Source organism: Micromonospora sp. NBRC 110038 (assembly GCF_020884815.1).
GTDB lineage: Bacteria > Actinomycetota > Actinomycetes > Mycobacteriales > Micromonosporaceae > Micromonospora > Micromonospora haikouensis.
This window is the reverse complement of the sequence record NZ_BBOL01000001.1, coordinates 856,310-870,408: the sequence shown is the minus strand read 5'-3', so window position 1 is coordinate 870,408 and position 14,099 is coordinate 856,310. Positions and strand designations below refer to the sequence as shown.

Below are 14,099 nucleotides of genomic sequence, written 5' to 3'. Positions count from 1 at the left end.
TCGAACAGGGAAAGAGTGTCCTCGACGTCGAGCGGACACCACTCTTTCCGGCATCGAGCGCGATCTTCGAGGTGGCGCGGGCACGGCGCGCACGGCGCGGGCGCGGGCAGCCGGGCGACCGCACGGTCCAGGGGGCTCCTGCCGGCACCGGAGCTGCCGACGACCAGGATCGCCGCATGACCGACGAGGGCAGCCGGGGCGAGGGCTCAGGGGGCGTACCGGTCGGGCGGGACCGGTCGGGCGGTGATGCCGACGGCGCGGGGCGTCGGCGGCATCACCGCCGGTCGACGTGGGTCACTGACGGGTGTCCATCGACGTCTGGAGCGCGCGGCGGGCCTGCTCGCGCGCCTCGTCGGTGTTCTCGGGCTTGGGCTTGCTGGGCATGGTGATTCCCTCCAGGGATGCGGGTCACGGGGACACGGTGGCCCGACGGCCGGTCGTGCTGGACGCCCGTCGGCGGCCCGGGATCACCGGAGCGGCCGGTCTGGACGCGTGCGCCCGGGTCGGTCCGACCCTGGGGGGAGACGGCGTCGGGTGCGACGCCACCGCCTGCGGACCAGCGCCGCAGCCACGGCACCGATCGATTCCCAAGTTATCGTTCAGGTCCACATGCTGCCCACTGTTCCCGCCATCTGGACGCGACGAGGGCTGCCCGCGAGGTGCCGGCCGGGCACCCGCACCGGCCACCGGGGGCCCACGGTCGGCACCCGGTCAGCGGGCGAGGAAGTGCCAGCCGAGCCACCACCAGAAGCCGAACAGGCCGATCCGGCCGACGGGGACGGGGCCCACCTCGTATCGCATGACGTAGGCGCAGACGTCGGCCAGCGACGGGATGCGCGAGCCCGGGCGGCGGGCCGCCCACTCGACGGCGGCGAAGAGCGCCAGGGCGGTGAGGAAGCCGCCGATGGCGAGGGCCCGCATCATCGCCGCACCAGCCCCCAGAACGCGGCCAGCCAGGCGAACCAGGCCGCGGAGCGGACCAGCTCGTCCTCCAGCAGGGGGTCGGCCAGCCGGGAGAAGGTGGGGAACTCGTCGCCGACGGCCAGCACGAAGGTGACCCCCTCGAAGACGCCGAACACAGCCACCGGAAGCACCCACCAGACCGCCCCCGCGCCGAGCCGGCGCGGCGCCGGCCGGCGCGGCACCCGGTTGCCCAGGCCCAGCCAGATCAACGCTCCCCCGGTGCCGAGGGTGTAGAGGTTCGCCGAGGCGGAGAACGAGGGCAGTTGCCCACCGACCAGGGAGAGACAGACCAGCACCGGCACGGTGACCACGGGGCGCTCCCACGCCCGGGTCTCCGCGACGGAGAGCTCGCTCGGGTGCTCCATCCCCCGATTCTCCCCGCCATCACGCAGCGCAGGAAGGCCGACACCCCCCGGAGTCGTCCCTGATCTACGCCTCGATCAGCGCCTTGTCCAGCTCGGCGCGGATGCTGGCCACCACGTCGTCGGCGCTGCCCCGGCCGGTGAAGCCGGCCGCGAACGTGTGACCGCCGCCGCCGAGGGCGACCGCGACCCGGCTGACGTCCACCGCGCCCTTGCTGCGCATCGAGACGGCCCACTCGTCGGGGCGGACCTGCTTGACCACGCAGCTCACGTCCGCCTCGGCGGTGCACCGCACCGAGTCGATCAGGGCCTCCAGCACGTACGGTCGCTGGTCGTGCCGGGCCAGGTCGTCGAGCGTGGCGTACGTCCAGACCAGGCCGTTGCCCCCGGCCGCCGTGGGCTCCAGGCGGGCCCGGCACATCACCTCGCCGAAGAGCCGCACCGCCCCGAAGGGTCGGGTGTCGAAGACCCGGCGGGAGATGTCGCCGGGGCGGATGCCGGTGGCCAGCAGCCGCGCCGCCAGCTCGTGCACCGCCGGGGTGGTCGCCTCGAACCGGAACGACCCGGTGTCGGTGGTCAGGGCGACGTAGAGGCCCTCGGCGATCCCGGCGTCCAACCGCACCCCGAGGCGGGCCAGCAGCTCCTCGGCCACCACGGAGGTGGCCGCGGCCCGGGGGTCGACGAGGTTGATCCCGCCGAACATCGTGTTCGACGCGTGGTGGTCGAGCACCAGCGCCGTGCCGGCCGTGGCGAGCCGGTCGACCAGGCCGCCGAGCCGCGACTCGCTCGCCGCGTCGAAGCAGACGACCAGGTCCGGCGCGGGGTACGCGTCCTCCTCGGGGACCAGCAGGTCGAGGCCCGGCAGCGCGCGGAACGGCTCCGGCACCTCCGGCGGGCCGGGGAAGGTCGCCCGGAGCTGGCGTACGCCGAGCTGGCGCAGCCCCAGCCCGAAGCCGAGCATGCTGCCCAGCGCGTCGCCGTCGGGGTTGACGTGGCAGATCAGCTGGACCTGCGCGTCGGCCGGCAGGTCGCGTACGGCCGCCACGGCCGCCGCCCAGTCGGCCTCCCCGGGCCCGGTGCCGGCCGCGCCGGCCGCCGGGTCGGTCACGGCCGGTCCGCGCCGCGCGGTGCGTCGGAGTCGGCGGCGGAGCCAGCGACCTCGTCGGCCTCGCCGTCGGCCTCGTCGGAGTCCTCGTCGAGCCGGTACGGCTGGGCGTCGCCCGCGTACGTGGCCCGGGCGGCGAGGCGCTGCACCTCGGCGTCGGCGTGGCGGGCCGCCGCGAGCAGGTCGTCGATCTGCTTGACCTGGTCCTGCACGTCGTCGAGGACGAACGTCAGGCTCGGCGAGTGGCGCAGCCCGAGGGCCTTGCCGACCGTGCTGCGCAGCATCCCCTTGGCGCTCTCCAGCGCCGCCGCCGTGCTGGACTGGGCCGCCGCGTCACCGAGGACGGTGTAGAACACCGTGGCGTCGCGCAGATCGGCGGTGATCCGGGCGTCGGTGATGGTGATCATGCCGAGCCGCGGGTCCTTGATCTGACTCCGCACCACCGACGCGACCAGTTCGCGAATGCGCTCCGCGTGCCGGCGTACCTTGGCCGGATCCGTCATCTCGCCCACCTCCACGGCGTCGGACTCCCGGTCGGGCCGGCGGCGCGGGGCACCGCCGGATCCGACCGGCCAACAGTTCGAACATTACCTTCGCGATCGGGCCGACCGCCGGTGCAGGGCGGCACCGCCGCACGGTCAGTCGTCGTCGCCGTACAGGCGTCGGCGGACCGACAGCAGCTCGACCTCCGGGCGGCCCGCCACGAGGCGCTCGCAGGAGTCGAGCACCTCGCGCACGTGCGCGCCCTCCGCGGCCACCACGGCCACGGCTATCTCCGCCCGACCGTGCAGGTCGAGCGCCCCCACCTCGGCGGCCGACACCTCGAAGCGGCGCAGCGCCGCCACGATCGGCCGTACGTAGGATCTCTTGGTTTTGAGCGACCGGGAGTCGCCCGGCAGCAGCAGGTCGAAGACCACGGTTCCGGTGAACATCGCCCCGGACGATACCCGCGGTGACCCCCGCATGATCAAGGGGTTTACGCCGTTGCGGGCGTAAACCCCTCGATCAGTGCGTCGGACGCGTCAGGCGCGCGGCTTCTCCCGCATCTCGAAGGTCTCGATGACGTCGCCGACCTGGACGTTGTTGTAACCGCCCAGCGTCAGACCACACTCGAAGCCCTCGCGGACCTCCGTCGCGTCGTCCTTGAACCGCTTGAGGGAGCTGATCGTGAGGTTGTCCGCCACGACCGACCCGTCCCGCAGCAGCCGCGCCTTGGCGTTGCGGCGGATGATGCCCGACCGGACGATACAGCCGGAGATGTTGCCGACCTTGGACGAGCGGAACACGTCGCGGATCTCCGCGCTGCCCAGCTCGACCTCCTCGTACTCCGGCTTGAGCAGCCCCTTGAGCGCGGCGTCGATCTCCTCGATGGCCTGGTAGATGACGGTGTAGTACCGGATCTCCACGCCCTCGCGGTCGGCCATCTCGCGGACCTTGTTGGCGGCCCGCACGTTGAAGCCGATGATCGTGACCGCCTCGGACGAGGCGCTCGCGAGCATGACGTCGCTCTCGGTGATCGCGCCCACGCCCCGGTGGATGATCCGGAGCTGGACCTCCTCGGGGATGTCGAGGTTGAACAGCGCGTCCTCGAGCGCCTCCACGGAACCGGAGACGTCGCCCTTGAGCACCAGGTTGAGCGAGGTCTTCTCGCCCTCCTTGAGCTGCTCCATGAGCGTCTCGAGCGTGGCCCGGCCGCGGGAGTTGGCGAAGGACGCCGCCCGCCGTCGTGCCTGCCGCTGCTCGGCGATCTGCCGCACCGTGCGGTCGTCGGCCGCCGCGAGGAAGGTGTCGCCCGCCCCGGGGACCGCGGTGAGACCGAGCACCAGCACCGGACGGGCGGGGCCCGCCTCGGCGACCTGGTTGCCGTTCTCGTCGAGCATCGCCCGGACCCGGCCGTGCGCCCCACCGGCGACGATCGAGTCGCCCGCCCGCAGGGTGCCCTTCTGCACCAGCACCGTCGCGACCGCGCCCCGGCCCTTGTCCAGGTGTGCCTCGATGGCCACACCCTGCGCCGGCCCGTCGATCGGAGCGGTCAGCTCCAGCGACGCGTCGGCGGTGAGCAGGACGGCCTCAAGCAGGTCGTCGATGCCGATGCCCGGCTTCGCGGCCACGTTGACGAACATGGTGTCGCCGCCGTACTCCTCGGCGACCAGCCCGTACTCGGTCAGCTGCTGGCGGACCTTGTCGGGGTTGGCCTCCGGCTTGTCGACCTTGTTGACCGCCACCACGATCGGCACGTCCGCCGCCTTGGCGTGGTTGAGCGCCTCGATGGTCTGCGGCATCACGCCGTCGTCGGCCGCCACCACCAGGACCACGATGTCCGTGACCTGGGCACCACGGGCACGCATGGCGGTGAACGCCTCGTGACCCGGGGTGTCGATGAAGGTGACCGCCCGGTCCTCGCCCTCGTGCGGGACGTGGACCTGGTAGGCGCCGATGTGCTGGGTGATGCCACCGGCCTCACCAGCGACCACGTTCGCCTTGCGGATCGCGTCGAGCAGCTTGGTCTTACCGTGGTCGACGTGACCCATGACGGTCACGACCGGCGCACGGCTGACCAGGCGGTCCTCCGCGACCTCGGCGTCGAGGTCGATGTTGAACTGCGCGAGCAGCTCGCGGTCCTCGTCCTCCGGGCTGACGATCTGCACGTCGAAGCCGAGGTGCTCACCCAGCAGCAGCAGGGTCTCGTCGGAGCAGGACTGGGTCGCGGTGACCATCTCGCCCAGGTTGAACATCTCCTGGACCAGCGAACCCGGGTTGGCGTTGATCTTGTCGGCGAAGTCCGACAGCGAGGCGCCACGGGAGAGCCGGACGACCTGACCCTGACCCCGGGGGGCACCCGAGCTCATGGTCGGGGCCGACAGGTTGTCGAACTCCTGTCTGCGCTGCTTCTTGGACTTGCGACCCCGCGTCGGCTTGCCACCCGGACGCCCGAAGGCACCCGCGGCGCCACCGCCACGGCCGCGACCGCCACCACCCGGACGGCCACCGCCGCCGGCCGGGCCACCCGGCCGGAAACCGCCACCGGCGCCGGGGGCACCGCCGCCGCCACCGGGACCGCCACGGTAGCCACCGCCACCGCCGCCGCCACCGGGACCGCCACGGTAGCCACCGCCACCGCCGCCGCCACCGGGACCGCCGCGGAAGCCGCCACCGCCACCGGGACGACCGGCACCGCCGCCACCGCCGGGACGACCCGCGCCGGGGCCACCAGGGCCACCGGGGCGGCCGGGACGCTGGCTCGGCATGGACGCCGGGCTCGGCCGGGGCGGCATGGAGGCCGGGCTGGGCCGCGGCGGCATCCCCGCCGGGCTGGGCCGGGGGCCGCCGGCACCGGCGGCCGGGGGCCGCTGCTGCTGCTGACCGCCCTGGATGCCGAACGGGTTGTTACCGGCGCCGCGCGCCGGCGGACGACCGCCCGGCCGGGCGCCGGGGCCCTGGCCCTGACCCGGGCCACCGGGGCGACCGGCGGCCGGGGAACCCGGGCGGGGCGGCATCGCGCCCGGACCGGGACGCGGGCCGGGACGGGGACCGCCCTCCGCCGGAGGCTCCCGGCGAACGTTCTCACGCTGCTGCTGGCGGGCGGCCTGGGCGGCCTTGACCGCGGCCTCCTGCTCGGCCTTCAGCGCGGCGGCGCGCGCCTCGGCGGCGGCCACCTCGATGTCGTGGGCACTCGCCGGCTTGGCGACCGGGGTCGCCGTCTGCGGCGGGCCGGGGACCGGGCCCTTGGGCTTCGGTCCGGGGGTCGGCGGGCCGGGCCGCCGGGGCGGCATCGGCTTCGCCGTGACCCGGGGGGCACCCGGGGTCGGGGACGGCGTCGGAGTCGGGGTCGACGTCGGGCTCTGGGTGGCCGCCGGAGGGGCGGACGGCGCCGGCGAGCCGGCGGAGGCGACGAAGGCGTTGCGCAGCCGACGGGCGACGGGCGCCTCGACGGTGCTGGACGCGGACTTCACGAACTCGCCCATTTCCTTCAGCTTGGCGAGAACTGTCTTGCTTTCGACCCCGAGCTCCTTGGCAAGCTCGTGTACGCGGGCCTTACCTGCCACTGCACTCCTCACTCCGAGGTCGTGCGGGCAGCACCCGCAGCGACCTCACTCCTGCACTTGAAGCCTGGTCATTTCAGGGACTTCATCGTGTGCTCATGTCGGTCGTCCTACCTTGCTAGCGACCCTCGCCCGGTCGGGATGACCGGACGTAGTGGTTGGCGCATCGACGTGCTCGGCCAGCACACCGTGGTCGACGACCCCGGTGACGCGCAGCGCGCGCCCGAAGGCACGGCGGCGCACTGCCAGCGCGAAGCAGGCCGGATCCGGGTGCATGTTCGCTCCCCGACCCGGCAGCCTGCGAGCCGGATCGGGCCGGAGGCTGTGACCAGCCTCGTCGCCGACCGCGACGATCCGCAGCAATTCGCTGGCCGGCGCACGTCGCCGGCAGCCCACACAGGTGCGCTCCGGCAGCGCGCGTCGTACCACTGGAAGAAGTCTACCCCTAGCTGCCCGAGATCGCGCCGCCCGGCTCCCGGACGTGATCAGCCCCGCCCCGCGCGGCCGTCGTCGCCTGCTCCGCGTCCGAGCGGATGTCGATCCGCCAACCGGTCAATCGGGCGGCAAGCCGGGCATTCTGCCCCTCCCGGCCGATCGCGAGGGAGAGCTGGAAGTCCGGCACGGTCACCCGGGCCGTCCGGGTGGCCAGGTCGACCACCTCGACCCGCAGCGCCTTGGCCGGCGAGAGCGCGTTGCCGACGAAGGTCGCCGGATCGTCCGACCAGTCGATGATGTCGATCTTCTCGCCGTGCAGCTCGCTCATGACGGCGCGGACCCGCTGCCCCATCGGGCCGATGCAGGCGCCCTTGGCGTTGACGCCCGGCGTGGTGGAACGCACCGCGATCTTCGTGCGGTGGCCAGCCTCCCGGGCGATGGCCCCGATCTCCACGGTGCCGTCGGCGATCTCCGGCACCTCCAGGGCGAACAGCTTCTTCACCAGCGCCGGGTGGGACCGGGACAGGGTGATCTGGGGGCCGCGCATGCCCTTGGCGACGTGCACCACGACGCAGCGGATCCGCTCGCCGTGGGCGTACCGCTCGCCGGGGACCTGCTCCGACTGCGGCAGCACGCCCTCCAGCTTGCCCAGGTCGACGCTGACGATGCCCTTCTCGCTGCGCGCCTCGTGCGCCTGCACCACGCCGGTGACCAGGTCGCCGTCGCGGCCGACGTACTCGCCGAAGTGCACCTCGTCGGTGGCCTCCCGCAGCCGCTGGAGGATCACCTGCTTGGCGGTCATGGCCGCGATCCGGCCGAAGTCGTGCGGGGTGTCGTCCCACTCCCGCACCACCGTGCCGTCGTCGTCCAGCTCCTGGGCGTAGACCAGGGCCGCGCCGGTCTTGCGGTCGATCTCGACCCGGGCGTGCGGCTCGGCCCCGTCGGTGTGCCGGTAGGCGGTCAGCAGCGCGGTCTCGATCGCCGCGAGGATCGTGTCGAACGGGATCTCCCGCTCGCGCTCGAGTGCGCGCAGCGCCGCGAGGTCGATGTTCACCTCTCCTCGTCCTCCACATCATCTTCGTCGTCGATGTCGTCAATGTCTGAGCTGTCGCCGGACTCGTCGTCGGCGACCTCGTCGAGCTCGTCGTCGGCCACCTCGTCGAGGCGGTGGAACTCCACCTGCACCCGGCCGGGGCCGAGCTCGGCGTGGGCGAACTCCGCGCGGCCGGAGTCGGTCTCCAGCACCACGCGCTCGTCGTCGGCCTCGACCACCCGGCCGGTGACCTGCCGGTCGCCGGCGGGCTGCTCGGCGCGCTGCCCGGGCAGCGGGGCCCGGACCGTCACCTTCACCAGCCGGCCGACGTTGCGCCGCCAGTGCCGGGGCAGGGTGAGCGGGCGGTCCACCCCGGGGGAGCTGACCTCCAGCTGGTATTCGCCCGCCAGGATGTCGCCGCCGGACTCCTCGGCCGCGTCGAGCGCGGCGGAGACGGCCCGGGAGACGTCGGCGACGGCGTCCAGGCTGATCCCGCCGTCGGCGTCGACGATCACCCGCACCACGTGCCGGCGGCCGGCCCGGGAGACGGAGACGTCCTCCAGGTCGTACCCGGCCCCGTTGACCACCGGCTCGATCACCGCGCGCAACCGCGACCGCCGCGCGGCGAGGTCCACCCGGGGGCCGCCGACGCGGTCACCACCACGAGGGCCGTCGGTGCGCCGGGGTCTCCCCGTCGGCCCCGTCGACCTGGTGGTACGGCCCCGTTGCGTCATCTGGCGCACCCCTTCGTGAACGACGACGCCCGGTCGGGACGCCATGCCGGCACGCCACCGGGGCAGACGCGCCGGTGGCTGCGCAGAGCGTAACGCGCCTGCGGCGCGGCGGGCCGGGCGGCGCACCGACGCCCCTGACCCACGTGTCCGCTCCGATGGTGTTGACTTGTCCGGTGGCAAGGCGCAGAACGACACCGCACGACCGAGCACTCGGGCATTCCCGGCGAAACCTCCTGCGCGCGGGCGCGCTCCTGGCGCTCGGCGGGGCCGTCGCGCCGCTGACCGGCTGTGACCTTCTCGACCGGGGCGACCGGCGGGACCAGGCCCCCGACCCGCTCGAACCCCTCGCCACGCAGGCCCGCGAGCTGGCCACCCGGCACCGCGCCGCCCTGGCCGCCGACCCGGGCCTGGCCCCGCTGCTCACCCCGATCGCCGACGCCCACGAGGCGCACGCCGCCGAACTGGCGAAGCTGACGGGCCGCCCGGCGGCCTCGCCGGGGCCGTCGCCGGAGGCCACCACCGGCGGCGACCGGGCGGCGGTGCTGGCCGCGTTGCGCGAGGCCGAGCAGGGTGGGCGCGAGGCGGCCGCGAAGCTCTGCGCCGAGGCCCCGGCCGACCGGGCCGCCCTGGTGGGCTCGATCGCCGCCGCGCGGGCGACCCACGTGGAGGCGCTGAAGTGAGACACCGCCAGGCACCGTCCGGCCCGGCCGAGGCCCTGGGCGGCGCGCTCACCGCCGAGTACGCCGCGGTCTGGGCGTACGGGGTGATCGGGGTGCGCCTCGCCGACGCCGCCCGAACGGCCGCCCGCCGCGCCGAGGCGGCCCACCGGTCCCGGCGGGACGCGCTGGTGCTCCAGCTCAGCGCGGCCGGCGGCACCGTCCCCGCCGACAAGGCCGGATACACGCTGCCGTTCCCCGTCACCGACACCGCGAGCGCGTTGCGGCTGGCGGTGGAGGTGGAGGAACGCACCGCCGCCTTCTGGCGCGCGGCGCTGCCGCACACCACGGGCGAGGACCGCAACCGGGCCCTCGCGGCGTTGACCGACTGCGCGGTCCGGGCCACCCGGTGGCGGCGCACCGCCGGGGTGACTCCCGTCACCGTGGCCTTCCCCGGCCGCCCCACCTGACCGTGCTGACCGGGACCGCAGCGTTTGCGCTGGTCGCCCCGGTGGGATCCGCGATTGCGGGCGGCATACCAGGTATGCATACTTCGGAGCCATGTCCATCCGTCACGGCCTGCTCGCGCTCCTCGAACGCGGCCAGATGTACGGCTACCAGCTCCGGGCCGCGTTCGAGGAGTCGACGGGCTCGACCTGGCCGCTGAACATCGGGCAGGTCTACACCACCCTCTCCCGGCTGGAGCGGGACGGGCTGGTCCGGCCGCTGCCGGAGAGCGAGGCGGGACAGCGGCCGTACGAGATCACCGACGCCGGGCGGGCGGACCTGGCGCTGTGGTTCGCGACCCCGATCAGCCGCACCGACCGCCCCCGCGACGAGCTGGCGATCAAGCTCGCCCTGGCCCTGACCACCCCGGGGGTCGACGTGCGGGCGGTGGTGCAGACCCAGCGCACCGCGACCATGCGGGCGTTGCAGGAGTTCACCCGGTTGAAGTACGCCAGCGACCGTCCCGAGGACCTGCCCTGGCGGCTGGTGCTGGACGCGATGGTGTTCCAGGCCGAGGCGGAGATCCGCTGGCTGGACCACTGCGAGACGAGCCTGGTCCGGCACCGGCCCGCCCCCGGGCCCGGCGGGCGCGCCGGTCCGGGGCGGCCGGCGGAGGCGGACCGGGACGGCGAGGAGGCGCGGCGATGAGCGGGACGGGCGGCGCGCCGACGACCCGCCCCGACCCGCCCGACCCGCACCACGGCCCCGGCGGCCCGGCGGACCAAGGCAGGCCCGTCGACCGGGCCGGCCCCGGCACGGCCGCCCGCCCCGGCGACGACCCGCACGGGCCGGCGACCACGGCCGTGCTCGACGTCCGCGACGTGCACCGCACCCACGGCAGCGGCGACGCCGCCGTGCACGCCCTGCGCGGGGTGAGCCTCACCGTCGCCCCCGGCGAGCTGGTCGCGGTGATGGGCCCCTCCGGCTCCGGCAAGTCCACCCTGCTCGCCCTCGCCGGCGGCCTGGACGGCCCGACCGCGGGCGAGATCCGCGTCGAGGGGCAGGCGCTCGGCGCGCTGGATCCCCGCGCGCTGGCCCGGCTGCGCCGCCGGCGGATCGGCTACATCTTCCAGAACCTGAACCTGCTGGGCAGCCTCACCGCCGCCGAGAACGTCGCGCTCCCCCTCGAACTCGACGGCGTCGGCGTGCGCCACGGGCGGCGGGCGGCCCGGGCGGCGCTCGCCGAGGTGGGCCTCGCCGAGCTGGGCGACCGCTTCCCCGACCAGCTCTCCGGCGGGCAGCAGCAGCGGGTGGCCATCGCCCGGGCCCTCGTCGGCGAGCGGCGGCTCGTGCTGGCCGACGAGCCGACCGGCGCGCTGGACTCGCAGACCGGCGAGGCGGTGCTGCGCCTGCTGCGCCGCCGGGTCGACGCGGGGGCCGCCGCCGTCCTGGTCACCCACGAGGCCCGGCACGCGGGCTGGGCCGACCGGGTGGTGTTCCTGCGCGACGGGGTGATGGTGGACTCGACGGCCCCGCTGGGCGGCGTCGAGCAGCTGCTGGCCGGCAGCGGTCGGTGAACAGCGAGCGCCACCCCGCCCGCGTACGGCGGTTGCTGGCGGCGCTGCGCTCGTGGCGGGCCGCGCTGCGCATCGCCCGGCGGGAGGCGCGCCGGGCCCGTGGCCGGACCGCGCTGGTGCTCGCGATGATCACCCTGCCGGTGCTGGGGCTGGCCCTCTCCGCCGTCAGCTACGACATGGCCGAACTGAGCCGGGCCGAGCGGATCGACCGGCGGCTCGGGGCCGCCGACGCGGAGCTGCGCTGGGTCGCCGAGGGCCCGGTGGCGCAGGACGCCTGGGGCGACACCACCTACCAGCGCGACGGCGTGCCGGGGCGGACGCGTCCGGTCACCGCCGACGAGCTGACCGCCCTGCTGCCGGCCGGGAGCCGCGTCGCCGAGGTCCGCTGGTGGGTGCCGTTCGAGGCCCGCGCCGGGGGCCGGCGCGAGACGGTCGACGGGCGGCTGCTTAACCTGACCGACCCGGTGCTGCGGGGGCAGGGCCGGGTGCTCGCCGGCCGCGCCCCGACCGGGGCCGACGAGGTCGGGCTCAACCGCGCGGCGCTGCGCCGGCTGGGCGCGGCGCTCGGCGACCGGATCGCCCCGGCCGACGGGTCGGCCGAGCGGACCGTGGTCGGGGTGGTGGAGTTCCCCGACAACCTGCGACCCACGGTTGCGCTGCCCCCCACGGACCGACCGGGCGACCCGCGCGGCGAGTCGAGCTGGCTCGTCGACCTGCCGGCCGACGCCGGTCCCGGGCTGACCGAGCGACTCAACGCGCGCGGGATCGTGGTGGTCGCCCGCACCCCGGCGCCGCACCCCACGGCGGAGCCCGCGACCGCGGGCGTCGCGCTCAGCGCCGAGGACACCGGCACCACGCTGCTGGTGGCCGGCCTCGGCCTGCTCGAGGTGGTGCTGCTCGTGGGGCCGGCGTTCGCCGTCGGCGTGCGGCGTCGCCGCCGCGACCTCGCCCTGGTCGCGGTGGCCGGCGGCGACGCCGCGCACCTGCGCCGCATCGTGCTGGCTGACGGGGTGGTGCTGGGCTGCGCGGGGGCCGCCGCCGGGCTGGCGCTGGGTGTCGCCGGCGCGTTCGCGGCCCGGCCGCTCATCGAGGAGTACGTCTTCGGCGCGCGCTTCGGGGCGTACCGCGTCTTCCCGGCCGCGCTGGCGGCGATCGCCGTCGTCGCGGTGCTGGCCGGGGTGCTCGCGGCCCTGGCGCCGGCCTGGACCGCCGCGCGGCAGGACGTGGTGGCCGGGCTGGCCGGGCGGCGCACCGCGCCGGAGCACCGGCGGCGCTGGCCGCTGATCGGGGCGCTGCTGGCCGTCGTCGGCGTGGCGGTGGCCGCCCTCGGTGCCACCCGGGGTGTCACGGTCGTGCTCTTCGCCGGGGTGGTCCTGGGCGAGCTCGGGCTGGTCTTCGTCACCCCGACGCTGGTCGGGGTGCTCGCCCGGGCCGGCCGGTGGTTGCCGCTCGCGCCCCGGATCGCGCTGCGCGACGCCAGCCGCAACCGTTCCTCGGCCGCGCCGGCGATCTCGGCGGTGATGGCCGCGGTCGCCGGCAGCGTCGCCCTCGGCGTCTACGTGGCCAGCGACAGCGCCCGCACCGACGCCAGCTACCTGCCGGCCATGCCGTACGGGCACGCCATGGTCATCGGCCCCGGCGACGGGACGGCGCTGCCGCCGGTGCCCCGGGTCGCCGAGGTGGTCGCCGCGACGCTGCCGGGCAGCACGGTGGCCCGGGTCGACGCGCCGGCCTGCCCTGCCCCGTTCGGCGACGGCGAGTGGTGCGACGTCCGGGTGGAACTGCCGGCCGGGCGGGCCTGCCCGTACCAGGTGGAGCAGTTGCGCGACGCGGCCGTGCGGGCCCGCGCCCGCAGCGACCCGCGCTGCAGCGGGTGGGTGGAGGGCGGATACCCCTCGGGCTACTCCGTGCCCGTCTCGGTCGACGACGGCGACGCGCTGGCGGCGCTGACCGGGGCCGGCCCCGAGGAGGTGGCCGCCGCGCGGCGGGTGCTGGCGGCCGGCGGCGCGGTCGTCACCGACGAGCGGTACCTGCTCGCCGGCCGGCTCACCCTCACGGCGACCCGGGTGGGGGACGCCCCGGAACCCGCGGTGATCGGGACCGCCACCGTCCCCGGGTACGCGCTGCGCGGCGGCGTCGGGGTGGACCAGCTCACGGTGTCCCGCGCCGCCGCCGCCCGGCTCGGGCTCGACACCCGCCAGATCGGGTACGCGGTGGCCACCGCCGCCGCCCCGACCTCCGCCCAGCAGGACCGCCTCGACGTCGAGCTGCGCCGGCTCGGCCGGCTCGACGTGATCGTCGAGCGGGGGACGTGGGGCAGCGACGAGCGGTCGCTGCTGCTGGTGCTGGCCGTCGGCTCCGGCCTGATCACGGTGGGCGCGGCGGCGGTCGCCACCGGCCTCGCCGCCGCCGAGGGGCGGGCGGACCTGTCCACCCTCGGTGCCGTGGGCGCCAGCCCCCGGATGCGGCGGGTGCTCTCGCTGTGCCAGGCCGGGGTGATCGCCGTGCTCGGCTCGGCGCTGGGCATCGTGGTCGGGCTGGGCACGGCGGTGATCATCCTGGTCGCCCTGAACCGCCGGATCGCCACGGCCTGGCCGGTGCAGGAGCCGTACCCGATCGTGGTCCCGTGGCTCACGCTGGGCGTGCTGGTGGTGGTGCCGCTGGTGGCGATGGCCGGCGCGGCCCTGTTCACCCGCTCCCGGCTGGCCGTCGAGCGCCGCCTCGACTGACTGCCGCCCAGGCGG

General features: G+C 75.6%; 14 protein-coding genes. 5 read left to right on the top strand and 9 right to left on the bottom strand.

Annotation, left to right across the window (positions count from 1 at the left end; genetic code table 11):
* Positions 1-711: 711 nt before the first annotated feature.
* The 9 genes from LPU61_RS03685 to rimP form a co-directional block, all read right to left on the bottom strand.
* Entirely contained in the window at positions 712-921 is a 210-nt protein-coding gene (locus LPU61_RS03685) for a DUF6186 family protein (RefSeq protein WP_176734147.1), read from the bottom strand.
* On the bottom strand, positions 921-1,328 hold the full coding sequence (locus tag LPU61_RS03680; RefSeq protein WP_043962414.1) for a hypothetical protein: 408 nt from the start codon (positions 1,326-1,328) through the stop codon (positions 921-923). Before LPU61_RS03680 ends, LPU61_RS03685 begins: the two co-directional genes overlap by 1 nt.
* A 64-nt stretch (positions 1,329-1,392) precedes the next feature.
* Positions 1,393-2,433, bottom strand: coding sequence for a bifunctional oligoribonuclease/PAP phosphatase NrnA (locus LPU61_RS03675; RefSeq protein ID WP_229404120.1), 1,041 nt, complete (start codon positions 2,431-2,433; stop codon positions 1,393-1,395).
* A complete protein-coding gene (gene rbfA / locus LPU61_RS03670; RefSeq protein WP_043964178.1) occupies positions 2,430-2,933 on the bottom strand; it encodes a 30S ribosome-binding factor RbfA in 504 nt (167 codons plus the stop codon). Before rbfA ends, LPU61_RS03675 begins: the two co-directional genes overlap by 4 nt.
* 135 nt (positions 2,934-3,068) lie before the next feature.
* The gene (locus LPU61_RS03665) at positions 3,069-3,362 is read right to left on the bottom strand and encodes a DUF503 domain-containing protein (protein ID WP_043962412.1); all 294 of its coding nucleotides are present in this window, start codon (positions 3,360-3,362) and stop codon (positions 3,069-3,071) included.
* Between the two features lie 90 nt (positions 3,363-3,452).
* The gene (gene infB / locus LPU61_RS03660) at positions 3,453-6,476 is read right to left on the bottom strand and encodes a translation initiation factor IF-2 (protein WP_043962411.1); all 3,024 of its coding nucleotides are present in this window, start codon (positions 6,474-6,476) and stop codon (positions 3,453-3,455) included.
* A 93-nt stretch (positions 6,477-6,569) separates the two neighbouring features.
* Positions 6,570-6,902, bottom strand: a complete 333-nt coding sequence (locus LPU61_RS03655) for a YlxR family protein (RefSeq protein WP_077936697.1) — start codon at positions 6,900-6,902, stop codon at positions 6,570-6,572.
* A gap of 16 nt (positions 6,903-6,918) precedes the next feature.
* On the bottom strand, positions 6,919-7,962 hold the full coding sequence (gene nusA, locus LPU61_RS03650; RefSeq protein ID WP_043962410.1) for a transcription termination factor NusA: 1,044 nt from the start codon (positions 7,960-7,962) through the stop codon (positions 6,919-6,921).
* On the bottom strand, positions 7,959-8,675 hold the full coding sequence (gene rimP / locus LPU61_RS03645) for a ribosome maturation factor RimP (RefSeq protein ID WP_043962409.1): 717 nt from the start codon (positions 8,673-8,675) through the stop codon (positions 7,959-7,961). The genes nusA and rimP overlap by 4 nt, the downstream gene beginning before the upstream one ends.
* A gap of 173 nt (positions 8,676-8,848) precedes the next feature.
* Here rimP and LPU61_RS03640 point away from each other — a divergent pair, with 173 nt between their 5' ends.
* The 5 genes from LPU61_RS03640 to LPU61_RS03620 all read left to right on the top strand — a co-directional run bounded on the left by LPU61_RS03640 (position 8,849) and on the right by LPU61_RS03620 (position 14,084).
* Positions 8,849-9,355, top strand: coding sequence for a hypothetical protein (locus LPU61_RS03640; RefSeq protein WP_229404119.1), 507 nt, complete (start codon positions 8,849-8,851; stop codon positions 9,353-9,355).
* The gene (locus tag LPU61_RS03635) at positions 9,352-9,801 is read left to right on the top strand and encodes a ferritin-like domain-containing protein (RefSeq protein WP_043962408.1); all 450 of its coding nucleotides are present in this window, start codon (positions 9,352-9,354) and stop codon (positions 9,799-9,801) included. The genes LPU61_RS03640 and LPU61_RS03635 overlap by 4 nt, the downstream gene beginning before the upstream one ends.
* 91 nt (positions 9,802-9,892) lie before the next feature.
* Complete coding sequence (locus LPU61_RS03630) at positions 9,893-10,486, top strand: PadR family transcriptional regulator (RefSeq protein WP_043962407.1); 594 nt, start codon at positions 9,893-9,895, stop codon at positions 10,484-10,486.
* On the top strand, positions 10,483-11,355 hold the full coding sequence (locus LPU61_RS03625) for an ABC transporter ATP-binding protein (protein WP_082106234.1): 873 nt from the start codon (positions 10,483-10,485) through the stop codon (positions 11,353-11,355). Before LPU61_RS03630 ends, LPU61_RS03625 begins: the two co-directional genes overlap by 4 nt.
* Entirely contained in the window at positions 11,352-14,084 is a 2,733-nt protein-coding gene (locus LPU61_RS03620) for an FtsX-like permease family protein (RefSeq protein WP_229404118.1), read from the top strand. The genes LPU61_RS03625 and LPU61_RS03620 overlap by 4 nt, the downstream gene beginning before the upstream one ends.
* Positions 14,085-14,099 lie beyond the last annotated feature (15 nt).

Coding starts and splice junctions, on each gene's coding strand:
- LPU61_RS03630 (WP_043962407.1), top strand. CDS start 9,893: ATGTCCATCCGTCACGGCCTGCTCGCGCTCCTCGAACGCGGCCAGATG.
- LPU61_RS03685 (WP_176734147.1), bottom strand. CDS start 921: ATGCGGGCCCTCGCCATCGGCGGCTTCCTCACCGCCCTGGCGCTCTTC.
- rimP (WP_043962409.1), bottom strand. CDS start 8,675: ATGACGCAACGGGGCCGTACCACCAGGTCGACGGGGCCGACGGGGAGA.
- LPU61_RS03665 (WP_043962412.1), bottom strand. CDS start 3,362: ATGTTCACCGGAACCGTGGTCTTCGACCTGCTGCTGCCGGGCGACTCC.
- rbfA (WP_043964178.1), bottom strand. CDS start 2,933: ATGACGGATCCGGCCAAGGTACGCCGGCACGCGGAGCGCATTCGCGAA.
- LPU61_RS03680 (WP_043962414.1), bottom strand. CDS start 1,328: ATGGAGCACCCGAGCGAGCTCTCCGTCGCGGAGACCCGGGCGTGGGAG.
- LPU61_RS03625 (WP_082106234.1), top strand. CDS start 10,483: ATGAGCGGGACGGGCGGCGCGCCGACGACCCGCCCCGACCCGCCCGAC.